Consider the following 25,708-nt stretch of genomic DNA (forward strand, 5'->3'; position numbering starts at 1 on the left):
CGTGAAATCTTATATCAGTCATCCTGTATCTGTCTTGGACTTATGGCTGGTGCGCTGCCATGATCGGCCCACGAATCCGGTCAGGAGACACCAAATGAATCCAAAACGACGCACTTTGCTGCTGGGTGCCGCTGCCGCCGCGCTGGCACCGCCCGCTTTCGCCAATGACTGGCCCAGCCGGCCGATCCGGCTGGTGGTGCCCTTTGCCGCCGGCGGGCCCACCGACTTCATCGCCCGGCTGCTGGCGACGCCGCTGTCCCAGGCGCTGGGCCAGCCGGTGGTCATCGAGAACCGTCCCGGCGCCAGCGGCAACCTCGGCGCGCAGAACGTGCTGGACGGCGAGGCCGACGGCTACACGCTGCTGCACAACACCGTGGGCATGCAGGCGGTCAATCCGCTGATGTACCCGCAGGCGCGTTTCCAGCCCGCGCGCGACTTCGTCCCCATCGCGACCACGGCGGCGATGCCCAATGTGCTGGTGGTGCATCCGGGCAAGCTGCCGGTGAAGTCGCTGGCAGACCTCATCCGGCTTGGCAAGGCCAGCGCGAACGGGCTCACCTACGCCACCTTTGGCGCCGGCACGTCGCCGCATATCTACGGCGCATTGCTGCAAAAGGCCGCCGGCTTCCGGGCCGTGGCGGTGCCGTACAAGGGCAGTTCACCGGCGCTGACCGACGTGATGGCGGGGCAGGTGGATTTCGTCTTCGACTCGTTCACCACCTGCATCGGCCAGATCCAGGGCGGCAAGCTGCGCCCGCTGGCGATCACCGCTTCGCAGCGCTCGCCTTTGCTGCCCGACGTGCCGACGCTGAAGGAGGCCGGCTATCCGGACGTCGACCTGAAATACTGGTTCTCGCTGCAGGCGCCGGCGCAGACGCCCAAGGCGGTAATCGAGCGGTTGCGCGCCGCCGCCGCCAAGGCGGTCAACGATCCCGGCTACATCGCCGCGCTGCGGGCGCGCGGCGCGGAGCCGATGGCCACCCGGCCCGCCGAACTGGCGGCCTTCGTGCGCACCGACGCCCAGCGCTGGACCACCGTCGCGCGCGACATCGGCATCAAGCCGGAATGACAACAAGGGATCTGACCATGCAAGCACTGAAAGGCATTCGCGTACTGGACCTGAGCAAGGTCCTGGCCGGGCCGCTATGCGGCCAGTATCTCGGCGAGCTTGGCGCCGATGTCATCAAGGTAGAGCCGCCGGGCACGGGCGACGACACGCGCGCATGGCTGCCGCAGGAGGCGGGCCAGTCGGCGGTGTTCCTGTCCGTCAACCACAACAAGCGCAGCATCGCGGTCGACCTGAAGACCCCGGCCGGGCAGCAGGTCGTGCAGCGCCTCGCGGCGCAGGCGGATGTCGTGCTGCAGGGCTTCGGCGGCGGCACCGCGGCCAGGCTTGGCGTGGACTACGACACGCTGCGCGCGCTCAATCCGCGGCTGATCTACTGCGAGATCTCCGGCTACGGCCGCGATGGTCCGCTCGGGCAGGAGCCGGGCTACGACGTCATGCTGCAGGCCTTCAGCGGCATGATCAGCACCATGGGCGAGCCGGGCGGCAGCTTTGCGCGGGCGAGCTTCTCGCCGGTCGACCTGGGCACCGGCATGCACGCGTTCAGCGGCATCCTGGCAGCGCTGATCGAGCGCCAGTCGACCGGCAAAGGCGTCTACCTGGAAGTGGCGCTGATGGAAACCGCCCTCGGCTTCATGGGCTACATGGCGCAGAACTACTGGCGCACGGGCCAGGTGCCGCAGAAGATGGGGACGGCCCATCCGTCGATGTCTCCCTACCAGGCGTTCGAGGCCGCCGATGGGCCGCTGATGCTCGGCGTCGGCAACGACGCGCAGTGGCGCCGCTTCTGCGCCGTGGCAGGGCTCGACCAGTGGATGGACCACTCGGACTTTGCCACCAATGCCAGCCGGGTACGGCATTTCACGCGTACGGTGGCACTTGTGCAGGACCGGATCGGCAGGGATACGGTCGCTTTCTGGCTGGATCGGCTGCGCCAGGCCGGCGTGCCGTGCTCGCCGATCCAGACGCTGGACCAGGCGCTTGCGCATCCGCAGGTGGCCGCGCGGCAACTGATCGTCGAGTCCGACCACCCGGTGCTGGGGACGGTCAGCAACGTCGGCCTGCCGGTACGCTTCGGGCAAGCGCCACGCGCGGCACACCGGCCCGCACCGCTGCTGGGCGAACATACCGAGGAAATCCTGCGGGAGGCGGGCTACCCGGTCGACCACGTCCATCGCCTGGCCGACGATGGCACGATTGGCATCGGTGTGGCGCAAGCCGATGCCGCCTGAGCCCTCTGTCTATTCATCTTCAACATTCGCCATGTCACTTGTCACCTACACCGTACGCGACCACGTCGCCGAAATCCTGCTGGACAACGCACCCGTCAATGCACTGACCATCCCGATGGTCGATGCGTTGATTCAGGCATTGCAGCGAGCCGCCGCCGACGATGCTGCGCGAGCCGTCATCATCGCCAGCAAGGTGCCCGGCCGCTTTTGTGCCGGGCTGGATATCAGCGCGCTGCAGGGCGCCTCCGCGGCCGACGTCCATGCCCTGCTCGACAAGCTCTATGTGCGCCTGAGCGATGCGCAATACCAGCTAGGCAAGCCCTCGATCGCGGCGGTGGCCGGCGCGGCGCGCGGGGGCGGCATGACCGTGGCGATTTCCTGCGACCTCATCGTCGCTGCAGGGAACGCAAGCTTCGGCTACCCGGAAATCGATGTCGGGATGCTGCCCGCGATTCACTTCACCCACCTGCCGCGCATTGTCGGGCGGCATGTTGCGTTCGACCTGCTGTTCACGGGCCGCACCTTCGATGCCGCCGAGGCACATGCATTGCACCTGGTCAACCGCCTGGTAGCCGAGGAGGAAGTCCTGGCCGAGGCGCGCCGCCTGGCCCGGACGCTCGCGTCCAAGTCACGCTCGGCCATGACGATCGGCCGCGCCGCGTTTCACCGCGCAGCGGACAGCGACTATCGTCGCGGGGTGTCGTACGCCGTCGATACGTTCTGCCAGGTGGCCGCGACCGACGATGCGAAGGAGGGAATTGCGGCGTTCGTGGAAAAACGTCGGCCGCAGTGGCGCGGATAGACCCGGCATGCCGAAGCCCGCAACCCCAGGGAACGGGCTGACTAGGCGCTTTCCCTTGCCTGCTCCTGCAGCCACTCCCTGAACACCTGCAGCGATTGCAGCGCCGCGGACTCCTCGGGATAAACCAGGTAATAACCTTTGGCATAGCGCCATTTGCGGCGCGACAGGCGCCTTAGCCGCCCAAGCGCCACCATGTCGTCCGCCATATACGGCGGCAGCAACGCCACGCCCATCCCGGCCACCGCGGCATTCAGCGCCATCGACATGATTTCATAGCGGGGGCCTTCCCGGCCGCCTTCGCCAGGGATGCCATCCAGCCGGAACCATTCGTCCCATGCGTCGGGCAGGGTCTGATGGTGGATCAACGACGCGCGGGGCGTATTGGCGTCGACCGACTTCCCGTGCCTGGCGATCCAATCCGGCGCCGCATACGGCGAAAGCACCAGCGGCAACACAAACTCGTTGTGCAGGCCCGTGCGCCGGCCATCGCCGAATTCCAGGGAAGCGTCGACGGCCATGGTGCGGAAATCGACAGGGCCCACGCGCGTTCCCAGGTTGAGCGTGATTTCACCATGGGCCCGTGTGAAGGCCGGCAAACGTGGAATCAGCCAATACGTGCCTACCGAGGCGCCGACCGACAAGGACAGGGCTCCCCCGCGCCCCTTGAGTGCCATCACATTGGCCGTGGCACGCTCGAGCTTCTGCAGCAGCGGTCCGATCTCGCCCAGGTAGTAGCGCCCGGCATCCGTCAGCACCAGGGCTTCCCGCGTGCGGGTGAAGAGCCTCACGCCAAGCCGGTCTTCCAGCGTCTGGATCTGCCGGCTCACGGCCCCCTGCGTCAGCTGCAGCTCTTTCGCCGCCGCCGTAAAGGAGTGCAGGCGGGCACTGGCTTCCAGGCACAGCAATGACATCGTCGAAGGCGCGCGTACGTGAAGGTTCATGAGAAAAGCGGGGGCAGGAGTGTGGTGGAGGCGCCGGTACCTGGGCAATCCGCCAATTAGCCATGAGGAAATCTCATGCTATCCGCAGTAAATGTGGTTTGTCCAATGTCGAGGCCCTTTCTACCATCCGTGCTGAACACACCCAGTGTTTCCAACGAGGAGAGGTGAGTCAATGACAACGAGACAACTAACCCGCCGCGACGTGCTGAAGCTTGGCATCGCGGCGGCATCCCTTGGCGTTTCCGGCCTGCCGCGTGCCGCCGGGTGGCCCAGTCGCCCGGTCAGGCTGGTGGTGCCCTCCGCCGCGGGCGGGTCGCCCGACGCCATTTGCCGGCTGCTGACGGAAGAGCTGTCCGTCTCGCTGGGCCAGTCTTTCATCGTCGACAACAAGCCCGGCGGCGCGGGCAACGTGGGCATGGTCGACCTGGTCAATGCGGCGCCGGACGGCTACACCATTGGCTATGGCAACGTGGGCACGCTGGCCATCAACAAGGCCCTGTTCAGGAAGCTGCCCTATGACCCGGACAAGCAGCTTGTGCCAGTCGCGCTGCTCGGCTATGTCCAGAATGCGCTGGTGGTGCGCAAGGACCTTGGGGTGAGCAATGTCAAGGGGCTCATCGCAATGGCAAAGGCGAAGCCGGGCGTGCTGACCATGGGTTCCGCCGGCAACGGCACGACCGGGCACCTGAGCGGGGAGCTGTTCAAGGCCATGACCGGTACCTCGATGACGCATGTGCCGTATCGCGGCAGCCCGCAGGCCATCCAGGACCTGATGGGCGGGCAGGTGGACCTGATGTTCGACAACCTGAGTTCGATCACGCCGCATATCAAGGCGGGGCGGCTCAAGCTGCTGGCCGTGACCGGCGCGCAGCGCAGCGCCCTGTTTCCGGAAACGCCGACGATTGCCGAGTCCGGCGTGCCGGGCTACGACATCGTTGCCTGGGGCGGCATCGTCGCACCCGCCAGGACCCCTAAAGCCATCGTCGCGCAGCTGAACAGCGTCATCAACACCGTGCTGGCGAAGCCGTCCGTCCGTGAAAGGTACGCCGCGATCGGATTCGAGACGCTGACCGGTGCACCCGAGCGGCTGACCGAACGTGTCGCGCGCGAAACCCCGCTCTGGGCCAGCGTAGTGCAGCGCTCCGGCGCGCAAGTGGACTGAGTACCGACCATCCCCGACTGGAAATCATGAAGACTTCATTTCGCGCACTGCTGGCGTGCTTTGCCATGGCAAACCTGTTCATCCTTCCCGCCACCGCTCAACCGGCAAAGGAATCGCCGCAGCCCGGCGCCGCACCCAAGCCCGGTGTGGTCATCCTTGCCACAGGTGGCACCATCGTCAGTTCGACCCGCTCGGCCACCGACATGGCCAACTACAGCGGCCCGCTGGCAGGTGTCGACAGCCTGCTGAAGGCGGTGCCGCAGATCCACAACTACGCGAACGTGCGGGCCGAGCAGATCGTCAACGTCGGCAGCAACGTCATCACCAGCGAGAATATCCTCAACCTCGCGAAGCGGGTGAATGCGGTGCTGGCGGACCCGGACGTCGCCGGTGTCGTGGTCACGCACGGCACGGACACGATGGAGGAAACGGCCTACTTCCTGAGCCTGGCCACGCGGTCCAGCAAGCCCATCGTCGTGACGGGTTCGATGCGCCCGGCAACGTCGCTCAGCGCGGACGGGCCCGTCAACCTGCTCGACGCCGTCATGGTGGCCGCCGACCCGGGCTCGCGCGACCGGGGCGTGATGGTGGTGATGAACGACCGCATCAGTGCGGCGCGGTACGTCACCAAGATGAACACGCTCAATGTCGATGCCATGGGCTCCGTCGAGCAAGGCTACCTTGGCGCAGTGGCCGGCGAACGGGTGATCTACTACTACGAGCCGGCGCGCGCCAAGGGCGAGTTGTACTTCGACGTTTCAGGCGTCACCAAGCTGCCGCGCGTCGAGCTGGTGTACCGCTACCAGGGGCAGGAGATGCAACTGGTGCGCGATGCGGTGAACGAGGGCGCGCAGGGCGTCGTCATCGGCTTCACCGGCAACGGCAATGCCAGCCCGGATCACGAAGCGCTGATCCGCGAATTCGGCGGCAAAGGTATCCCGATCGTGCGCGGCTCGCGGGTGGTAAGCGGCATCGTGACGCCGAAGGTCTCGGGAAGCATGGCCGCCGGGGCGCTCACGGCAGCGAAAGCGCGGATCCTGCTGATGCTTGCGTTGACCAGGACAAAGGACATCCGGCAGATCTCCGACTTCTTTGCGCAGCAATGAATGCCAATGGCGAGCGAGGCGACTGAATGAACACCATGCTTGATCTCATCATCGAAGGCGGCGCGGTGATCGACGGGACCGGGGCGCCGCGGCGGCAAGCGGATGTCGGCATTGCCGGGGACCGCATCGTCCGACTTGGCGACCTGACGAATGTGCCGGCCAGGGAGCGCTTCGATGCCCGGGGGCGCGTCGTTGCCCCTGGCTTCATCGATGTCCACACACATGACGACCGGCTCTTGCTCGATGCCCCCGCGGGCCCGCATCCGAAGCTGTCGCAAGGCGTGACGACGGTCGTCACGGGCAATTGCGGCATCAGCCTGGCACCGCTGCAGGCCGTGGCGACGCCGCCGGCGCCGCTGGACCTGCTGGGAACGGACGCCTGGCGCTTCGGCAGTTTCGGCGACTACCTGGACGAACTGGAGCAGACCGGGCCAGCGGTGAATGCCGCCTGCCTGGTGGGCCACTCGACGCTGCGCGTGCGGCGCATGGACCGCCTGGATCGCGCCGCGACCGCGCATGAGGAGCGGCTGATGGCGCTGGACCTGGCCATTGCGCTGGAAGCCGGCGCCATCGGCATGTCTACCGGCCTCTATTACCCGCCTGCGAAAGCCGCCAGCACGGACGAGGTCATCGCGGTAGGCGCGCCGCTGACGAGTGCCAGGGGCGTCATCACCATGCATATCCGCGACGAGGGCGATGCCATCGACAGTGCCCTGCGCGAGGCGCTGCTGATCGGACGCGCCCTGGGCATCGACACCGTGCTGTCGCACCACAAGCTGGTCGGCAAGGCCAACCATGGACGCTCGGTGGAAACGCTGGCGATGATCGAGGAAGCGTCGCGGAACCAGTCGGTTTGCCTGGACTGCTATCCCTACAACGCCTCGTCGACCATGCTGCTGCCGGGCCGCGTGGCGCAGTCGGACGATGTGCGGGTCACCTGGTCAAAGGCGGACCCGAGCGCTGCCGGGCGCTCGTTGTTTGCCCTGGCGCGCGAGCGCGGCGTGGCGCCTGAAGAACTGGCGCAGACGCTGCAGCCGGCCGGCGCGATCTACTTCGCCATGAGCGAGGACGACGTCAGCCGCATCCTGCAGCATCCGCTGACCATGGTCGGATCCGATGGGCTGGCACATGACGTGAGCCCGCACCCGCGGCTGTGGGGCACGTTTCCCCGAGTGCTGGGGCACTATGTGCGCGAAAGGCGCATATTGGCGCTCGAACAGGCTGTCCACAAGATGACTAGCCTGAGTGCAGCCCGATTTGGCCTGGCAGGCCGGGGCGTGCTTGCCGAGAGCGCTCATGCCGACGTGGTTGTGTTCGATGAAGCGACCGTCAGCGGTACCGCGAGTTTCGAGAACCCGACGGCGGTCAGTACCGGCATCCTCGCGGTGTTCGTCAATGGCAAGCTCGCCTGCCGGAACGGCCGGACGGTCGATGTGCACGCGGGCAGGGTGCTGCGGCATGGCCGATCGGAATGAGAGGCCTCGCGTTCAGTCCACCCGCCCCGCGCGCAGGTCGCTCTTGCGGATCAGTTGCTGGAGCGTCTCGGCGGGCTTGCTCAGGCGCCGCGCCGCCAGCGTGATGAATTCGACGCCGGGCAGCGGCGGCAAGGCCTCGACATTGACCGGGGGCACCAGCCCGCCGCCGGTCAGGTTCTGTGCCCGCACCGTAATCCCGAGGCCGCCGCGCGCCGCCGCAATGCAGCCGGAATGACTGCTGCTGGTGCAGGTCACGCGCCAGCGCCAGCCGGCCTTGGCCAGCGTGTCCAGCACCACCGAGCGGGTCACGCTCGGCTCGTTGACCAGGATCAGCGGCACCGGCTGGCCCACGTCGACAACGGTGCCGGGCCGCGCCAGCCATTCGAGCTGGCCCAGGAACAGCGGCACGCCACGGCGCTCGCCTTCGCGGCGCTTGCCGACGATCAGGTCCAGCGTGCCGGCCTCGATGCCCTCATACAGCTTGCTGGTCATGGCGATCGTGATCTCCAGCTCGACGTCCGGGTGCGTGGCCCGGAACGCCGCCAGCAGGTTGGGCAGCGGTCCCTGCGCCAGGTCCTCGGACGTGCCCAGCCGCACCCGGCCCTGCAGCCGGGGCCCGCTGAATTGCGACTCGGCGCGCGCCAGGGACTCAAGAATCAGGCGCGCATGCACCAGCAGTGCCTCGCCATCGGGCGTCAGCGACAGCGAGTGGGTGTCGCGCACGAACAGCCGCCGGTTCACGCTCTGTTCCAGCCGGCGGATGTGATCGCTGACCGATGACTGCGACAGGCCGAGCTGGCGCCCGGCGTCGGTAAAGCTGTGCGCCGTGGCCACCGTGGCGAAGGTCTGGATCCATATGGGGTTGAGCATCGCGGCATTGTCATCGGATTTGCCGATGACAGTCAATAAGGCCAGAGGGGTTCCCGATGAGGCGGCGCATGCGTAGCATGCAAGACAGTTGCCCGAGCTCTCCGGGCAGGCATCACCGAAGGTTCCCATGCATACCGCCTCAGCCCCCGCCGCAGGACAGGATTTTTCCCGCAAAGCCATGCTCTGGATCGTCTTTGCCGGCTTCTTCATGCAGACGCTGGACACGACGATCGTCAATACCGCGCTGCCGTCGATGGCGCGCAGTCTCGGCGAAAGCCCGCTCGACCTGAAACCGGTGGTGGTGGCCTATACGCTGACCATGGCGCTGCTGACGCCGGCATCGGGCTGGCTGGCGGACAAGTTCGGCACGCGGCGCGTCTATTTCTGCGCAATCCTGATCTTCGTGCTCGGCTCGGTGTTCTGTGCCACTGCCTGGACGCTCCCGCAACTGGTGGTCGCGCGCGTGCTGCAGGGCATCGGCGGATCGATGCTGCTGCCGATCGGCCGGCTGGCCGTCTTGCGCAATGTCCCGGGCGAGCAGTACATCGCCGCGTTGGCCTTCGTGTCCATTGCCGGCCAGGTTGGCCCGATCTTCGGCCCGGTCCTGGGTGGATGGCTGGTGCAGAGCGCCTCATGGCACTGGATCTTCCTGATCAACGTGCCGGTGGGGCTGGTCGGCCTGTTCGCGGTGCGCCGCTACCTGCCAAAGGGCGAGGCGGGCGTGGCGCCGCCGTTCGACTGGATCGGCTGCGGCCTGCTGTCGCTATGCATGGTCACGTTTTCGCTGGCGCTGGAAAACGGCGCGCATAGCCTGTGGAGCGCATTGCTGATCGCCGTCAGTCTCGGCAGCGGACTGCTCTATATCCCGCATGCCAGGCGCCACGCCACGCCGCTGTTCCGGCTGGCGCTGTTCCGCGAGCCGAACTTCAGCGTCGGCCTGGTCGGCAACCTCGTCTGCCGGATCGGCTCGGGTGCGGTGCCATTCCTGCTTCCGCTGCTATTCCAGCTCCAGCTTGGCTACTCGCCGTTTCATTCGGGCCTGATGCTGTTGCCGATCGCCATCGCGGGCACGATCTCCAAGCGCTGGATCGTGCCGCTGGTGAACCGGTTCGGGTACGACATGTTCCTGCTGGTCAACACCTGGATCGTGGGCGTGTCCATTGCATCGTTCGCGGCCATGGCGCCGGGCTGGCCGCTGGCGCTGTCGATCCTGCAACTGTCGGTCTTCGGCTGCGCCAATTCGATGCAGTTCGCCGCGATGAACAGCGTCACGCTGAAGGGCCTGTCGCGCGAGGACGCCGGCAGCGGCAACAGCCTGTTCTCGATGGTGCAGATGCTGGCGATCGGCCTGGGCGTGACCATCGGCGGCGGGCTGGTCAGCCTGTTCTCGGCCAAGCTCGGGGTGGCCGCGCCGGCCTACCGGCTCGCCTTCCTCAGCATGGGCCTGGTTACCGTACTGTCCGGGCTGGTCTTCCGCCGACTCGATGCCGGGCAGATCAATCCCAAGAGCGTGAAGCGCGAGGCGGTGCAGGCACGCTAGTGCCTGTGTGTGGCGCTCACGGCATATTGGGGGCGGCGAGATAGGGCTAATATCGACGTCTGAGGCGGACGACCGGCACACCGTGCCCGGCCGCTGCCCTGGAGTGTTCGACGACCACGGATGCCCCGTGCTCACCTTTCCAGGAGACACAGTATGCCGAGCAAGAATACGATCTGTTTGTGGTACGACCGCGATGCGCTGGATGCCGCGAACTTCTATGCCGAGACCTTCCCCGACAGCGCTGTCAAGGCCGTCCACCGCGCCCCCGGCGACTATCCCGATGGCAAGCAGGGCGATGTCCTGACAGTCGAGTTCACGGTCGCCGGCATTCCCTGCCTTGGCCTGAACGGCGGCCCGCACTTCAAGCACAGCGAGGCGTTTTCCTTCCAGATCGCAACGGACGACCAGGCCGAGACCGATCGCCTGTGGAATGCGATCGTCGGCAATGGCGGGCAGGAAAGCGAATGTGGCTGGTGCAAGGACCGGTGGGGGCTGTCGTGGCAGATCACCCCGCGGGCGCTTACCGCGGCGGTCTTCGATTCCGATCCCGCGGCGGCCAAGCGCGCCTTCGAAGCGATGATGACGATGCGGAAAATCGACATCGCCAGGATCGAGGCGGCGCGGCGGGGAGCCTGATCCGGCTGCTTGCGCCCCCGCGCCTACACGTGCTGCGATGACCCAAGGTTAGTGGAACTCGCGCGAGGCGAGCGGGGCGGGGGCGTTCAGAATTCGAGCCCGATCTGGGCGGCGATGTTGGGTGAGTGGGTGCGGAAGAACTCCGGCTTCTTGACCGGCCAGCCCAGCGTTATCTCGTAGGTCAGCGCGGCATAGCGGCTGGCTGCCCAGCGGCCTCGGGCCCCTATCACGGCGCCTATCAGTGTCTGTCCCACCAGGAACGCGGCGGACGGCCCGCTGACATGGCCCATGTCGAAACCGACGAAAGCCTCCTGCCCGGCGCTGCCGAGCTGCCACGCCAGGTCGTTGCGCATAGTCACGCCGTTCTCGGCGGCCAAAGTCAGCTGCTCATCGAAGCCGCGCACCGAGTACCGATAGTGAAGTAGTCGGACGGCAGGGTGCGCGTGCGGGCGTACTGGGCGCGCACGTTGCCCTGGTAGCGCAGGCGTTGGCTTCCGGCCTGGAGCGGCACCATCAGGCCGGCATTAGCCAGCAGGATCCCGGACTTGCCATCCCAGGTCGGATCCCCCAGGACGAAGCCGGGGGACTTGGAGTGGGCCGGTAACGACGCGCGCCAGCCAACACCGAGATCGAGCACGCTCGCGCCGAAGTACTGGCGATGCGCGGCGCCGACCTCGTAGCCGACAAAGTCCCGGGATTGCACCGGGATGTCCAGGCCATTGATGGTGGTGCGCGCGGTCTTGCGGAAAACCTTGCCGTAGAGGCTGGCCTTGCCCGAGGCATTGCGGAAGGGCACATAGCCCAGGCCCGCCTCGATCTGCGTGCTGCGCCCGCCGTAGACGATGTTTTCCTCGAAGCCTGCCACGGTCTGCTTGTAGCGCGACTGATTGGCATTGAAGAAGGCATTCCAGTAACCGAACGGGATGCTGTAGTTGATGGCCGAGGAGCGCGTACCCGCCGCGCCGTTGCCATAGTTGGCATTGGTGTTGGCGGAGAGAGTCAGGCTGTCGTAGAGGAAGAGGGGCGAGTCCACCGTCAGCGTGCCGCCCATCTGGTACTTGCCGGTGTTCTCCAGGCCGGCGTTGTCGCCGGTGATGAGAGCGTGCCAGCGCTTGCCGGTGCCGGGTTTGATGACCAGGTCGGTGGCCCCCGGCGCCTCGCCGGGCACGAGGTCGATGCTGGCATCGGCCTGGCCCTGCAGGCGGCGGATGTTCTCCATGCCCTGGTCCAGGTCGCGCTGGTTGACCACGCCGCCGGGGCCGGTCGGCAGGGCGGTGCGCCACCAGCCTGCGGTGTCGTCAGACTTGACGCCGGTGATATGTCCGGCGACGACGCGCAGCCGCAGTTCGCCGCTGGCGAGGTGCTGGTCCGGGATCAGCACGCGCGTGGTCATGTAGCCATGGCTGACCAGACGCGCGGAAAAGTAATCCTGGATGGCTTCCAGTCCCTGCTTTCCGACGCACTGCCCCACAAGAATGCCGACTTCGGCCTGCAGCCAGGGGAAGTCCCCTGCGCCCTCCCAGGTCACGGTCTGGACCGGGAAGCAGGGCGCTTCGGCGGGCAGGAGCAGCGGGCCGGATGGCGCGGGCTCGGTGGTGGTGGGAGAGAGCACATCGGGCCGGGCCATGGCGCGCTGCTTAGCCGCTTCCTGCTGCTGCTCCTGGCGCCGCTCGATGGCGTCGTTCGGCGTGACCGGCGGGAAGAACGGCAGCGCCTGGGCCACCGCCAGCGAGGGCAGGGCCAGGAAAAAAGGGACAAAAGGGGAGACGCCGCGCGTCTTGCGGCGCGTGGTGCATAAACTCTGTAACATGGATCAAATTGTCTGCGACGGCTTTATTGATTGCGATATTTCGAATCAATGTTCACTTGGTGGCGTTCCTTCTTGCTATAGCGATTAGGCGTTTTTATGGAATCAAGAACACCCATTGAGAGCGAACAAGATTCACGACTGCGGAAATCAGTACGGCAATAGCTATTGCCATCCAATATCCAAGAGAAGGCTCCTTATACAACAGCCAAGCCAACAAGACACCGCTGGTGATTGCTGTGGACTTAAGCCAGTATAAAAATCGACCCTTCCCGGTCCCATCTAAGGATTTTCCAAAAATTAACCAGGTTAAGATTAGCGATAATGCCGTTAGTATTGCCGTACCAATTTCCAAGCTCATTGTTTCTTTTCCTTGACTTGTTTGATCGTATTGCTAAGACACCATCACGGATTGGTGATCGGCATGTATTGCTACGGTTGGAGGGCCAGGAAACGGAACTTATGAAAGTGGCTTGCTATTTATCCTTTTCTTCATAAGTTCTTTTCGCTTTGCGCCACGGCGATTCTCCGAACGGGCGCAATCCTAGTGCTTTGGCCCTTCCCGCATATCCCGCAGATGCGACACACACAAGGCCCACTGAGAAGCTGGCAAGTCGACCAAGATAGCTTTCAATCCAGGAGACACAGGCATATACCAGCAACAAACCTACCACCAGCAGGACAATAATCGCGAAGCCACTTAGGTTTCCGTCTTTTAAGAGATATTTCATTTCTGAAGGGCCTTGTTCAATTTATCCTGTGCTGCAGAAGAAGCTGCTGAATTCTTGCCGAGTTCGATAAATTCATTTACAACCGGCGCCAGCGCCTTTCCATAGCCAGGTATAGCATTTGCCGCCTCCCCCAATCCAGCCGAGATAGTGTCCGCTGCCAGTCCTCCGGGATTAGGTTTCGCAACCTGCTGAATAGCAGTTATCGCAAGGTTTGCGGCGGTGGCCACTGCCGCGAGTGCGTCAGCTGCGACGACGTGAGGCCCGGGTACAGTTCCCGCAGCTGTCGCTGCGGCACCTACGCGCCCAGCCTGAGTTCCCAAGTAGCTCGCTGCGTCAGCGACCGCTGTCCTTCGATTCGCAATTTCCTCAGCGCTGTAGCCTGCAGGAAGACCGGCAGCGCAGTCCGCTTGGCCGGCGCCACACTTCGCAGTCGTTAAGACTCCCGGTGCGTAGCTGGTCTTCTGTGCGTTGCCAAAGTCAAGCCGGCTGGTATATGGGACGTCACCTTGCATGGTTGTCTGCTGGGCCTGGATGTATGCAATAGCTTCAGCGTCCGGTTTCGCTTGAACTTCCTTGGCCTGAGTCGTACCTGCGATCGATGTCCATTCCACACCTGTGTCGCTCGGCTTGGTCTTGGCTGCATCGATTTGGTCGGGCGTGCCGTATTCCAGTACCTTCCCGTTCATATCCACTCGATCCGACAGACGCATTTGCGCTTCGATCTGCTCGGCGGTGTACTTGCCGCCGCTGTTTGCAGCCATCTTTCTCGCAAGTTGCTTTTCATCGGGATGCAACTGACGATTGTAGCGGTCTACATTCGCTGCCGTAGCCGCACCAGACCCGCCGCCCACTACTGCGCCGATGTTCCCCGCTACGATGTTGGCGGCAATATTGCCGAGAGTCTCGTTCAGTGCCGCGTTGCCGGTATCGGCACCGCCAGCCACCGCGCCGCTCAGCTCGCCAAGCTTCCCACCAGCAAGCGATGCGGCTCCAGCTCCAGCGGCTCCTGCCAGCGCATTGCCGCCACCAAGACCGGCAATCAGTGCACCACCGGCGATGTGTAGCGCTGCTCGGTAGCTGCCTCCGTCCTTCCAACCGTCAATGTCGGCTTGCGCCGCGTCCATTGCAGTCTGGTTCTCGGCGCTAGGATTCAGCTTGTTTGCCTTTTTCTGCTGCGGCATATCGTTTGTTGGCATCATCGAGCTTCGATTGCGCGATATCCCCTACGGTCTTGGCAACCGCCTCGCCCGCTGCCTGCGCCGCCGCCATTATGTCCGACTGCTTGTCGAGCACGTGCTTCAGGTCGGGGTTCTTGCCCACCGTGGTGTTGGCGCCAGTGGTGTCCCGCTTGAGGTCCGCCAGGTCCTGCTTCTGACTGGCCTCATCGCGGATCGTGATGGTGCCGTCCGCAATAGCACTGTGCGCCACGCCGTCCTGGCTGCCGCTCTCGTGCTGCGGAATCATCGGACTGATGCCGCCGGTGTTTCTGCCGGCGGTCTGACCGCTGTTCTTCTCGCTGTTCTGTGGGCCAGCGGTAATGCCTCCCGCCACGCCGAACGAGGTTGCGCTGTAGTCGGAATGATTCTGGATGTCGCTGAAGCTGAGCGTGCCGGTGTCGAGGTGGTTCTTGTCCTTGCCTGCAGTACTGGCGATCACTGCCCCCTTGAGGTCCGTATTGCCTTCCACGCGGATATCGAAGCCACCTTCGCCCGCTTGGATGCCCGACTGTTCGCTCACGTTCGCATAGCTGCCGCTGGCCTTGCCCTTGCTCGCCGAGAAGCTCGCCGAGCCTCCGCCCTGGCTGATGCTGAAGCCGCCGCCCATGCTTTCCTGCTTGGCGCGCATCTCCTCGGTGTCCTGCCGGCTCGCGATATTCAGGTTGCCGCCCACATCGCCCATCACCTTGCCGCCGGTGGCCGTGGCGCCCAGGATGTTGGTGTCATTGCCGGAGACGAAGGTGACGGACTCCTTGCCGGTCACATGGCTGTTCGCCTGGGTTGTGCCCTGGCTGTCCGAGTTACCCGTGGACTTGGAGGCCGAGGCCGATACGCCGAAGCCTGCGTTGTTTGGACCAGTGCCGTAGGAGACACCCACGCTGGCGCTGCTCGACTTGTTGGTGCTGTGGCTCTCGTTCGTGTCCGTGGCCGCCACGATGTTGATGTCGTTCTTGGCACCGAGCGCAACCTTGTTGGCGTCGATGTTCGAGCCGATGATGTTCAGGTTGCCTGCCGTCTTGTTGCCATTGGCATCGACGCCGGTGGCAATGAAGGCAGTGGTTCCGCCTGCCGACACGTTGGATCCGTTATGGCTGAGGCTGTCCTCTGTGAGCGTCTGCTTGCTCTGGCTGGTGCCGAAAGACAGCGTAAGCGCGGCGCCGCCGGTAAGTCCGTCCTTGGCGAGCGATTTGGCGGCGTCGTATGCATCCCGTCCGGCGGCCATACTCCACAGCGCAGACGCTCGTCCGTCCTGGCTCTGGCTGGCCGAACTGACCTTGTTGCCCGCGTTGATCGCCGCGCCGATGGCACCGCCCGACACGCCCAGCGTCAAGCCGCTTTGCTTCACCTCGTGCGTCTCGTCGTGGTGCTGGCGGTTCTGTGCGGCCTCGATGGTCACGTCAGCGCCCACGCCAGTGATGTCCTTCGCGGCGATCAGGTCGCTGCCCGTGACCTTGAGTGTACTGCCCGCATTCATGTGCACGCTGCCATCCGTGGAGCCGACCAGACTGCCCACCTGCTGCGTGCCATTGTCGTTGACGGTGTCCTTCTGCTCGCGCTTGCCGTAGGACAGGCCGGAACCGGTGGCGCCGAAACCGGTCTTCTTCTCCTCCTTGAAGCTGTATGCCGACGACGTGGTTTCGGCGGTGCCGACGGTAATGTTGCGCCCCGCGTCGAGGTTCACATCGTGCGTGGCCGCAATGGTGCTGCCTGAGGTGGTCAGGTCACGTCCCGCCGCCATGTCAACCGTATTGCCCGAGAAGGTGCTGCCCAGGGCCTCGCTGCGGCTCGCCGCATCGATGGTATGGGTGGACTTCTTCGACAGGACGCCGCCGCTTTGCTTCGACTGCTCGTCGCGGATGGTGGCGCTGGCCTCGCCGGCCTTCACGTTGATGTCACGCGCTGCGCTGACGGCGAGCGCGCCATCGGCGTTCACGTACGCAGCCTTGGCATTGATATCCTGGCCGGCAACGAGCGCCACGTCGTGGCCTGTGATCTGGGAGCCGATCTCCGCGCTGCGCGCCACACTGGTGCGGTTCTTAGCGTCCACGACGGCATCGAAGCTGTCGGCCACCTTCACGGTGTCCAGGTTGATGTCCCGCCCCGCGCCCATGCCGAGGCTGCCGGTTGCCGTGATGCTGGCCGCCTGGCTATTGACGTCGCGGCCCGCCGCGAGGATGGCATTGTCCACGTCCACGCTGGCGACCCCACTGATGACGGTGCGGCTGGCAGTCGATTCGCCGACCTTGTTGCTGGCCGATGCCGTGGTGGTGGTCAGGTTGATGTCCCGGCCTGCCGTCGCCGCCAGGTTGCCTGCGCTGATCTTGCCCGCCAGGTTGTCGATATCCTGCTTTGCATTCAGGCCCATGGCGCCGGTGGACAGCGTGCCGCGCTCGTTGCGGATATTACCCGCGTCGATCAGCATCACGTCCCGTGCCGCGATCGTGCCGCTGTTCTTCACATCCCCGCCGGTCTGGATCGCCATGTTGCGCGCCGTGATCAGCGTGCCGTCGCCCTTGAGGTCCCCCTCGCGTACCTTCAGATACACCTGCGGCACCAGCACCTGCTGGGTGGAGTCGTCCGGCAGCGTGACGGTCTTCTCGACCAGCCAGACGATGTCGGTGGTCAGCGCCCGCATCTGTTCGGCGGTCAGAGCCGTGCCGACGTTCAGGGAGAACTGTTTGGCGAACTCCACGCCAGACTGCATCAGCGCCTTGTACTGCGACTCGTTGTCGGTGTAGTCGCCCATGAAGCGCTGGCCGGTGGCGAGCATCACGGCGTCGGCCACCAGTCGCGCCTCGTAGTAGCCATCGCCGAGGCGCTTGAGGACCCGGGTCGGGTCCTGGCCGAGTTGCGTCAGCATGAAGTCGCTTGATAGCCACTGGCGCTGGTTAGTGAAGCGCGGGTCGGTCTCGATCAGGTAGCGCGCGCCGGGATCGGTGCGCGTGACGAAGAGCGCATTGTTGGGCATCGCCAGCGAGGGCGTGACGGTGCGGATCACCTCGCCGCCCAGACGGCCCCCGGCGGTGCTGCCCCCTGGGTTGAGCGACACCTGCGTCAAGGTTGGCGCCGTGGCAATCGGGGCGAGACCTGCCCTCGGGTCGAGGGCGGCGCCGCTGCCCGGGACAGTCTGCAAGTGCTCCTGCGTGGTGCCGGTTGCCAGTACCAGCGGGAGCGTCAGATTGAGCGGCGGCAAGGTGGAACTATCGCTGCGCCGGTCCGGGGCATTGACGCCATGGTTGATGTAGTGCCACGCCTGCGTGCCGGTTTCTGTCTCGTACCGCGTGCCGGTATAGCCTTCGTTGCGCACCGGTGCAGGCACGGTCAGCGTGCCGCCAATGGCGATCTCGCTCTTGTCATTGACCACGGCCCCATTGAGCGCGGCATTGCCGCCGACCAGAATTCGGGCGGGATCGGTATGCAGAACGACTTCCTCGCGCATCTGCGTCTGCTTATCGACGGAGTAGAATTCGTCGACGGTGCGCGCGTGGAAGTCCTGGTTGAAGGCGATGATCTTGTCGTTCAGCACCTTATACCGGTCGTTGTTGACCGTCTGCCAGTCCACGTACTGCTGGCGCGCCGCAAGACACGCTGGCGGGGCGTTGACCTCGCAGGGTGCGGCATAGGGCGGTGGCGCGCTGTCGGGCCGCGCGACCTTCAGCTTATCCCAGATCGGGTGGTCGAACGGGTAGTGGTATTGCTCCGTCACCGGATCGTTGTTGGCATCCGTCACGTAGCCCGATGTATAGGCCAATCCCACCGGCGACCAATGGTCTTCTGGCAGTCCGCCGTAGAAGTCCGGGTTAGAGAAGCCTAGCCAGGCGCTTTGCCAAGGCATGACAGGTCCCGCCTTGCCATCAAGGCCGCGTGACCAGGCGAACGGCGGGCCGAACTCAGCAAATGGATACTGCTCCGAGGGCAGCAGTAGTACGCGTGCGACACCTTTCTGGTTGCCGTCTCGGTACAGCCAGCCTACATCCGTGCCAGGATGGAAGTAATCGTCCTTACCGCTCCAATCGAAGATGAGCGCCGTCGTGGCGTCGATATCCTCCAGGGAGCCCTTGAGACGATAGACCAGCGACGTTTGGACGCCAGTGTCCTTCACCTGCGTTTCGAAATGGCTGTTCTTATTGCGGATGCTGGCCGCATTAATGTTGGCGTCGCGCGCCACATCGATAACAGCCGAGGCGTTGGTCAGCGAGTTGGCCTGTCCCGTGGCCTTGCCCTCGGCATCCAGCGCACCACCCACCCTCAGGTCCCGCGAGGAGAGGATAAGGGCGTGCTCCCGGTTGACGATGTCCGGCGCGCCAAGGTCCACATCGCCTGTGCGCGAGGCGATCACGCCCCCCTTACCGGTGGCGGCGTTCCGGTCGTTCAGGATTTGCACGCCCGCGCCGATGGCGACAGAGTCGCCGAAGATGCGGTCGGTATTGGTGACCGTTATGCCGGCCTGCACGCGCACCGCGCCACCGTCGATCAGGCCGCTGTTGGTAACCGCCGCGTCGGCACGGACGGTATTGGCGCGGGCTCCGAACAGTTCACCGCTGTTGTTCACATTTTTCCCGTGGAAGCTGCCGTCCCGTCCAGCCACCATCTTGCCATCATTGGTGATGTCGCCGATGGCGTTGCCGTTACCATCCTCGATCAAGACCTGGAGGTCTTGCGCAGCGGCCAAGGTCTTGGTGTTATGGAAATCGGTTTGAAGCTTGACAGTGACGTCACCCGCATTCGACTGCAGCGTGCCATCGCTGGTAAGACTGCTGCCCTCGATGCCAAGCAGGCTGTTGGCGGACAGCAGGCCATCGGTGTTGGTGGTGGCGCCAACCTGGAGTTGCGCCGTGCCGCCCGAGGTCACTTCGCCACGGCTGTTATCCAGCTTCGTCGCGCCAACGGTCATGGCCGTGTCAGCCCGCAGCGCGCCGTCGATGTTGTCGATGGTGCTAGCGGCAATCTGGACAGTGCCGCCTTCCATGCCCTTGGGAGACGCGTCTGTGCCGCCGAGCGTGCTGCGGTTCACCACCGTGCTCGCCTGCACGTCGAGCAGGCCGCCAGCGTGGGTAAAGCCTGCGGTGTTGTCGAAGGCGCCGGTTAGCTGGATCTTCGCGTCGCCATTCGTGGCGAGATAGCCATCCTGGTTGGCGAGGCTATCGCCTTTCACGGCCAGCGAACTGCCGGACACGATCTTGCCGCTCGTGTTATTCAGCGCGGTGCCCGTCACGGTGACGGCCTGCTGCCCCGAGACGGTACCGTCCTGGTTGTTGAAGGCGCCGGTATGGAGGCTCATGGCGCCGGTGGCCACGGTCAGCCCGCCCTGGCTGTTGTCGTACAGTTGCCCGTGCGTGTCGACCACCAGGAGGCCGGTGGACTGCACGATGCCCGCGTGGTTATCGAAGAGAGCTGAATCGGTATGGACGTTGCTGCCAGCAATGCCGCCCGAGGTGTTGACCAGTTCTTGCCCGGCGGTATCCAGGCGCAAGTTCTGGCTGCAGAAATCAGCCCATGGTCATTGATGATCTTGCCGCCCGCTACAGTCAGGTCGGTGGCGGCCAGCGCCTTGCCCGAGGTGTTGTCGAGCGCGCCGGTAACAAGTAGCTTGTCATTTACCGAGCCGATGGTGCCGCTGCGGTTGACGAGGCTGGGAGCGGAAAGGGTGGTGGTGCCGTTACCTGCAACGGTGCCGCCGGTGTTGTCCACCGCCTGCGTGCCGGACACACCCAGCGCGCCGGTGCTGGTGATGGCGCCGTTCTGATTCAGAATGCTGGCGCCATTGACTTGCCCACCATAGGCACCCGCCACCAGTGCGCCGCCCTGGTTGTCCACGTTGCCACCTGCGACGACCTGGAGCGCCGCGCCCTCGACGCGGGCGTTACGGCTCACAATGTCGCCAGAAGCCGACAGGTTGGCGGTGATGTGCGCGACGGTTGTGCCGTTGGACAGGTCCAACGTCGGCGCCGAAAGGTTGGTATCCGCCCCGGTGACGATTTTGCCGCTGGACTGGATGGCGGTGCGTGCGGCCAGGTTCGCCGTGCCCGCACCGGTGACATTGGTGTTGGCGTCCACCCCCGCGCCGATGGTGCCCGTGTTCGCGATCCGGTCGGCCATGCCCAGCAGGTCGATGCCCGCCGCCAGGGTGCCGCTGTTGGTCAACTGGCCCGGCGTGGTGGCCGTGATGCTGCTGCGCGTTGTGACGGTGCCCGCATTGCTGATGTTTGCACCGGTCATCGTGGCGCCGCCTTCGGCCTGCACCCGTCCGCTTGCCAGCACGCGGACATCGCCGTTGTTGTCCACCGTGATATCGCCACCGCGCGCGCCAACTACGCCGCCCAGGTTGAAGCCGAGGCCCTTTTCGGTGCCGATCAGGCGGATTGCGCCATTCGCGAACATTGAGCCCACTGCGGAGGCATCGAGCGCGAATTGGGGTGCGGCACCGCTGCCCACCTGGGCGGTGGCATTCAGGCTCTGGTAATCGACCTGGTTGGCACCGGTCACGGCATTGAGATGTTTGGTCCAGAGTTCGGCATTGATCGAGATTGAGCGCGCCAACAAATCCACCTGCGCTTGCGGGCTGGACAGACCCTGTCCATCGATGGCAATGTGCCCCGCGCGTACGTCGAAGCCGGCCAGATTGCCATCGGCACCGAATACCGGTCGGCCCGTGCTGAGCGTGAAGCGATCCGCATTGATCACGCCGCAGCCCGAGCAGTTGATGCCCGCAGGATTGGCCAGGATTACTGTCGCGCGGCTACCCGCCACTTCTTGCATCCCGAGCAATTGGGATGGGTTGGGCGCGGTGACCTGGTTGACGATCACGCTGGCGCTGTTGTTGCCCAGCTGCATGTTCCCTTGTACCCAGCCCTGCAATTTGAGTCTGCGAGTTCTGGCCGGAGTTGTTCAGCACGAGGCCAGACGGTCCGACGTGGTACTGCGTGAAGTTGTTCACACTGGTACGGCCATTGTGGTTGGGCGGTGCGATATTCACAACCGGGACGCCATTCGCGGCCACGCCCACCACCGGGCGTGCACCCGGCGCGCTCTTGTCCACCTGGATGGGCAGCGTTTGCGCGTGTGCGGACTGCTCCAGTACCACGGGAATGCCCATCATCGATGCCGCCAGCACCGTCAGCCACAATACCGGCGCGAACGTCATGCCGTCACCCTGACGTGCCGCGCTACCATGGCGGCCCTTGCCGCGTCCCACCGCACTTTCCTGTACTGCCACCAGCATGCCGCGTGCGGCGCTGAAAACCAGGCGATGAATTTTGTTGTTCATTGGGTACGTGTCGGGGAGAAACGAGCAAGCCCGCCATGGGCTTGGGTAACGCCGCACTGCGCCTAAGCTGGGCCGAAAATAGCGAATCGAGGTCTGGAATAAAATCGGACGATTCCGAAAACGAGAGGGATTTTCGGAATAAAAATTACTGAATACAAAATTATGTAACCTTGAATTCGAGTTCTTTTTCTTTATCCAATTACTGTCGGGTCTGCGGCTTGCGGAAGGAATAGGTGTAGCCGAAATGTCACACTCGTTGACTTTGCGTTGGATGCGCGCGACAGGCTCAGTTGATGGTTTCTCGAAACCCGCGATGACGTCGAGCACGCGCCAGAAAGCGATCTCGACCTAGCAGCGTTCGAGGCTGAGTTGCAAGTGGGGAGCCCGGTTCGCCGCCAAACGAGGGTGGCGGGCCTGACGGCAGGGTTGGCGAACCGGCGTCACAGGGAACTCCGATCCCGCGGCGGCCAAGCGCGCCTTCGAAGCGATGATGACGATGCGGAAAATCGACATCGCCAAGATCGAGGCGGCGCGGCGGGGAGCCTGATCCGGCTGCTGGCGCCCCCGCGCCTACACGTGCTGCGCCTGCGGCACCTGCTGCACCTGCTGGGTCCGCCACTTTGACACGCTGCAGCCAAACTCCCCGCTGAACCAGCGCGAGAACGTGCTCAATGAAGTAAATCCCAGCAGCGTTGCCACCTCGGACAACGGCCTGTCGGGGTTCTCGATATAGCCGACCACCAGCCCCGCGCGCACCTGGTTCAGGATTTCGGAATAGCTGGTTTCTTCCCGCGCCAGGCGGCGGTGGATGGTGCGTCGGTCCACCCCCAGGTGCTGCGCCACCCGGTCCACCGAGCACATGCCGGTGGGCAGCAGCACATAGACCAGCTTGCGCACCTTGTCCGGCGCGGTGGCATTGGCCTGCGCCAGCAGGCCGCCGAGGTAGCGCTTGACCTGGCCTGCCATCACCGGATCGTAGGACGGCAGCGGGGCCTCCAGGTCGGCGGCGGAGCAGACGATGCCGTCGAAGTCCTGGTTGAACAGCGGCTCGATGCCGAACACGCGCATACAGGTCGCCCCGCTGGCGGGGGCGGGGTGGGTGAAGCAAATGCTGCGCGGGCGCCATGACGCCCCCAGGAAGAGGCTCAGCATGCGGAACATTACGCCTACGGCGAGGTCGGTGGCCTGGCGCAGCACGCCGGGCTCCTCGCTCAGGACATGGAGCCGGATGAGGACCAGGCCTTCGCCTTCCTCTATGCGCATGGCCAGCGCTTCGTTCTGCAGGCCCATGTATCGCACCATGGATTCCAGCGCGCGGCGCAGCGTGGGCTGCTCGCGCACCACGAAGGCCAGTGGCCCCAGGTTCGAGAACTGGCGCAGCTCCGCCATGCGCAGGCCGAAGTCATCCACCCGTGCGGCGCGTGCCGAAGCATCCAGCAGGCGTCCCACCAGCGCGGCGGGAATGCGGATATCGGGATCGAGCAGCACGTCGCGGCTGATCTTGGCCGCGCGCATTTGCTGGTGCGGATCGAGGCCGACGGCGCGGGCGACTTCGACGTAGTGGGTGAGGCTGGCGCTGCGGAGGTAGTAAGACATCGCGTTATCCGATAGTCGCGAAATGCAAGCGGATGGCGTCCGGACGGGCGGCGCTCATCGTTGCGTGCCCTCGGCGCCGGGCGCGCTTGCGGTGGCGTGGCGCCGGCGCCATGTCAGCGGCGGTTCGCCGAACTGGATCGAGAACCAGCGCGTGAACGTGCTGGCCGAGCTGTAGCCCAGCAGCTCCGCCACCCGCAGCAGGGCGTATTGCGGATTCTCCACATAGCGCAGCGCCAGATCGCGCCGCACTTCATTGAGGATGTCGGTAAAGGTTTCGCCGGCTTCGTCGAGCTGGCGTTGCATGGTACGCAGGCTCAGTCCCAGTCCCTGCGCCACGCCTTCGCAGGTGGCGCGGCCCATCGGCAGCATCAGGTAGACGGCATTGCGAACGTCGCGCCCGATGCTCGGCGCGTTGATGCGCGGCAGCGTGTCGACAAAGCGCTGGGCATAGCGCGCCATGGCCGGATCGCCGGTCGGGTTGGCCGCGTCGAGGTCGGCCGCCCGGCACACGATGCCGTTGAATTCGCTGTCGAACTCGATCGGGCAGCCGAACAGGCGCCGGTGGACCCGGAGGTCGTCCGGCGCCGGATGCGTGAAATTGATGCTCAGCGGGCGCCAGTGCGAGCCGAGCAAGGCCCGGCACAGGCGGAACAACACCCCCAGCGCCAGCTCGGTGCCCTGGCGCGAAGGCTGGTCCAGCACGATTTCCTGGCGGATGATGACCGCGCCGCCGGCTTCTTCCAGCAGGATCGACACCGATTCGTTGACCAGGTGCCGGTAGCGGATGATGGTGGCGAGCGCGGCGCGCAACGTGGGCTGCTGGCTGATCAGCAGGCTCATCACGCCAAAGTCCGACAACTGCCGCGATTCCGCCATGCGCAGCCCGAAGGTCGGGCAGTCCGCGGCCTTGGCGGCGGCTTCCAGCAGCGTGGCGCAGGCGCCCACCGGGATGCGCTGGTCCGGCTCCGCCAGCAGCGCCTGGCTGAGCCTGGCGGTGCGCAGCAAGGGCTGCGTATTGAGGCCAAGCGCGCCGGCCACTTCAAAGAAATTGGTCAGTACCGCCGCCCGTACCAACGTGTCCAAGGTTGTCTCCCACTTATGGCGGCGGGCCGTCGGAAGGCCGCCGCATTGTCTTTGCAGCGGCATGATAGGCGGGGTTGGCATGAAATGCAAAGCCGCTGGAGTCTATTGCAAAGCTGGCCGGGCCGCGGCGTCCTACATTGCATGCATGCGCGGCACACATCGGTGCCGCAACGTTTCAAGGAGACAAGTGCATGGCAAAGATCGTCCGTATGTATGAGACTGGCGGCCCCGAGGTATTGCGTTACGAAGACGCACCGGTGGGAGAGCCCGGCGCGGGGCAGGTGCACATCCGCCACGTGGCGGTGGGCCTGAACTACGCCGATACCTACTTCCGCAATGGCACCTATCCGGTGCCGCTGCCGTCCGGCATGGGCGTGGAAGCCGCGGGCGTGGTGCTGGCCATCGGCCCGGGCGTGACCAACGTTGCCGTGGGCGATCGCGTCACGTATACCGGCTTCATCAACACGCTGGGTGCCTATAGCACCGAGCGCCTGGTGCCGGCCGCGCCGCTGATCCGCCTGCCCGACACCATCGGCTTCGAGACCGCGGCGGCCATGACCATGCGCGGCCTGACCTCGGCCTACCTGATGCGCCGCATCCATGCGTTCCAGCCGGGCGAGTCCATCCTGCTGCACGCGGCCGCTGGCGGCGTGGGCCTGATCGTTTCGCAATGGGCCAAGCTGCTGGGCCTGACCGTGATCGGCACGGTGTCGAGCGAGGCCAAGGGCGAAGTGGCGCGCGCCCATGGCTGCGACCACGTCATCAATTACAGCCATGAAGACGTGGCCAAGCGCGTGCGCGAACTGACCGACGGCGTCGGCGTCTCGGTGGTGTTCGACAGCGTCGGCAAGAGCACCTTCGCGTCGTCGCTGGATTCGCTGCGGCGCCGCGGCACCATGGTCTGCGTAGGCACGGCCTCGGGACCGATCCCGCCGTTCGACCCGGTGCTGCTGGCGATGAAGGGCTCGCTGTTCCTGACCCGCCCGGCGCTGGCCGACTACATCTTCGATCCTGCCGAGAAGGCTCAGCTGGCCGGGGAACTGTTCGATCACGTCGGCTCCGGCCGCATCCGGATCGAGATCAACCAGCGCTACGCGCTCGAAGACGCGGTGCAGGCGCACCTCGACCTGGAGTCGCGCAAGACCACCGGTTCGTCGATCTTTGTCATTTAAGGAGC

Annotated in this window: 18 protein-coding genes and 2 pseudogenes; 10 read left to right on the forward strand and 10 right to left on the reverse strand. The window is 65.0% G+C overall.

Features of this window, described 5'->3' with window-relative positions; genetic code table 11:
* Window positions 1-94: 94 nt before the first annotated feature.
* From LPA45_RS19085 to LPA45_RS19095, 3 genes are read left to right on the forward strand one after another with little or no spacing between them, the layout of a single operon-like run.
* Window positions 95-1,069, forward strand: a complete 975-nt coding sequence (locus tag LPA45_RS19085; RefSeq protein WP_116322932.1) for a tripartite tricarboxylate transporter substrate binding protein — start codon at window positions 95-97, stop codon at window positions 1,067-1,069.
* 17 nt (window positions 1,070-1,086) lie between these two features.
* A complete protein-coding gene (locus tag LPA45_RS19090; RefSeq protein ID WP_317922419.1) occupies window positions 1,087-2,298 on the forward strand; it encodes a CaiB/BaiF CoA-transferase family protein in 1,212 nt (403 codons plus the stop codon).
* 31 nt (window positions 2,299-2,329) lie between these two features.
* Window positions 2,330-3,100 carry an enoyl-CoA hydratase/isomerase family protein gene (locus LPA45_RS19095; RefSeq protein WP_116322930.1) on the forward strand — a complete coding sequence of 257 codons (771 nt, stop codon included), beginning with the start codon at window positions 2,330-2,332 and terminating at the stop codon, window positions 3,098-3,100.
* A 41-nt stretch (window positions 3,101-3,141) separates the two neighbouring features.
* On the opposite strand, the gene LPA45_RS19100 is transcribed toward LPA45_RS19095, so the two are convergent.
* Entirely contained in the window at window positions 3,142-4,041 is a 900-nt protein-coding gene (locus LPA45_RS19100; protein ID WP_317922420.1) for a LysR substrate-binding domain-containing protein, read from the reverse strand.
* Window positions 4,042-4,213: 172 nt separating this feature from the next.
* On the opposite strand from LPA45_RS19100, the gene LPA45_RS19105 reads away from it, so the two are divergent.
* The 3 genes from LPA45_RS19105 to LPA45_RS19115 are packed head-to-tail and all read left to right on the forward strand — an operon-like array spanning window position 4,214 to window position 7,784.
* Window positions 4,214-5,203 (forward strand): tripartite tricarboxylate transporter substrate binding protein, encoded by a 990-nt coding sequence (locus LPA45_RS19105; RefSeq protein WP_116322928.1) that lies wholly within the window; start codon window positions 4,214-4,216, stop codon window positions 5,201-5,203.
* Window positions 5,204-5,229: 26 nt separating this feature from the next.
* Complete coding sequence (locus LPA45_RS19110; RefSeq protein ID WP_317922422.1) at window positions 5,230-6,309, forward strand: asparaginase; 1,080 nt, start codon at window positions 5,230-5,232, stop codon at window positions 6,307-6,309.
* Window positions 6,310-6,335: 26 nt separating this feature from the next.
* The gene (locus tag LPA45_RS19115) at window positions 6,336-7,784 is read left to right on the forward strand and encodes an amidohydrolase family protein (protein WP_317922423.1); all 1,449 of its coding nucleotides are present in this window, start codon (window positions 6,336-6,338) and stop codon (window positions 7,782-7,784) included.
* Between the two features lie 12 nt (window positions 7,785-7,796).
* On the opposite strand, the gene LPA45_RS19120 is transcribed toward LPA45_RS19115, so the two are convergent.
* Window positions 7,797-8,654, reverse strand: coding sequence for a LysR family transcriptional regulator (locus tag LPA45_RS19120; RefSeq protein WP_116322925.1), 858 nt, complete (start codon window positions 8,652-8,654; stop codon window positions 7,797-7,799).
* Window positions 8,655-8,832: 178 nt separating this feature from the next.
* Here LPA45_RS19120 and mdtD point away from each other — a divergent pair, with 178 nt between their 5' ends.
* Window positions 8,833-10,194 carry a multidrug transporter subunit MdtD gene (gene mdtD, locus LPA45_RS19125; RefSeq protein ID WP_317922424.1) on the forward strand — a complete coding sequence of 454 codons (1,362 nt, stop codon included), beginning with the start codon at window positions 8,833-8,835 and terminating at the stop codon, window positions 10,192-10,194.
* Window positions 10,195-10,347: 153 nt separating this feature from the next.
* A complete protein-coding gene (locus LPA45_RS19130) occupies window positions 10,348-10,830 on the forward strand; it encodes a VOC family protein (protein WP_116322923.1) in 483 nt (160 codons plus the stop codon).
* A gap of 86 nt (window positions 10,831-10,916) precedes the next feature.
* Here the strand turns inward: LPA45_RS19130 and LPA45_RS19135 are convergent.
* The 6 genes and pseudogenes from LPA45_RS19135 to LPA45_RS19160 form a co-directional block, all read right to left on the reverse strand.
* Window positions 10,917-12,640: pseudogene (locus LPA45_RS19135) on the reverse strand (ShlB/FhaC/HecB family hemolysin secretion/activation protein).
* 473 nt (window positions 12,641-13,113) lie between these two features.
* Window positions 13,114-13,368 (reverse strand): hypothetical protein, encoded by a 255-nt coding sequence (locus LPA45_RS19140; protein ID WP_147316297.1) that lies wholly within the window; start codon window positions 13,366-13,368, stop codon window positions 13,114-13,116.
* Window positions 13,365-14,549: a hypothetical protein gene (locus tag LPA45_RS19145; RefSeq protein ID WP_317920566.1), complete on the reverse strand. Its 1,185-nt coding sequence runs from the start codon at window positions 14,547-14,549 to the stop codon at window positions 13,365-13,367. Before LPA45_RS19145 ends, LPA45_RS19140 begins: the two co-directional genes overlap by 4 nt.
* Window positions 14,512-19,866, reverse strand: a complete 5,355-nt coding sequence (locus tag LPA45_RS19150; RefSeq protein WP_317920627.1) for a hemagglutinin repeat-containing protein — start codon at window positions 19,864-19,866, stop codon at window positions 14,512-14,514. The genes LPA45_RS19145 and LPA45_RS19150 overlap by 38 nt, the downstream gene beginning before the upstream one ends.
* A gap of 17 nt (window positions 19,867-19,883) precedes the next feature.
* Entirely contained in the window at window positions 19,884-21,419 is a 1,536-nt protein-coding gene (locus LPA45_RS19155) for a filamentous hemagglutinin N-terminal domain-containing protein (RefSeq protein WP_317920568.1), read from the reverse strand.
* On the reverse strand, window positions 21,325-22,179 hold the full coding sequence (locus LPA45_RS19160; RefSeq protein ID WP_317920569.1) for an ESPR-type extended signal peptide-containing protein: 855 nt from the start codon (window positions 22,177-22,179) through the stop codon (window positions 21,325-21,327). The genes LPA45_RS19155 and LPA45_RS19160 overlap by 95 nt, the downstream gene beginning before the upstream one ends.
* 121 nt (window positions 22,180-22,300) lie before the next feature.
* On the opposite strand from LPA45_RS19160, the pseudogene LPA45_RS19165 reads away from it, so the two are divergent.
* Window positions 22,301-22,399 (forward strand): annotated as a pseudogene (locus LPA45_RS19165) (VOC family protein); the annotation flags it as partial.
* Between the two features lie 23 nt (window positions 22,400-22,422).
* Here the strand turns inward: LPA45_RS19165 and LPA45_RS19170 are convergent.
* Both LPA45_RS19170 and LPA45_RS19175 read right to left on the reverse strand, forming a co-directional pair.
* Complete coding sequence (locus LPA45_RS19170) at window positions 22,423-23,448, reverse strand: AraC family transcriptional regulator (RefSeq protein WP_317920570.1); 1,026 nt, start codon at window positions 23,446-23,448, stop codon at window positions 22,423-22,425.
* 54 nt (window positions 23,449-23,502) lie between these two features.
* On the reverse strand, window positions 23,503-24,531 hold the full coding sequence (locus tag LPA45_RS19175) for an AraC family transcriptional regulator (RefSeq protein WP_317920571.1): 1,029 nt from the start codon (window positions 24,529-24,531) through the stop codon (window positions 23,503-23,505).
* A 191-nt stretch (window positions 24,532-24,722) separates the two neighbouring features.
* Between LPA45_RS19175 and LPA45_RS19180 the strand changes: the two genes are divergently transcribed.
* On the forward strand, window positions 24,723-25,703 hold the full coding sequence (locus LPA45_RS19180) for a quinone oxidoreductase (RefSeq protein WP_116322919.1): 981 nt from the start codon (window positions 24,723-24,725) through the stop codon (window positions 25,701-25,703).
* Window positions 25,704-25,708: the final 5 nt, after the last annotated feature.

The organism is Cupriavidus sp. Agwp_2, assembly GCF_040784895.1.
Classification (GTDB): domain Bacteria; phylum Pseudomonadota; class Gammaproteobacteria; order Burkholderiales; family Burkholderiaceae; genus Cupriavidus.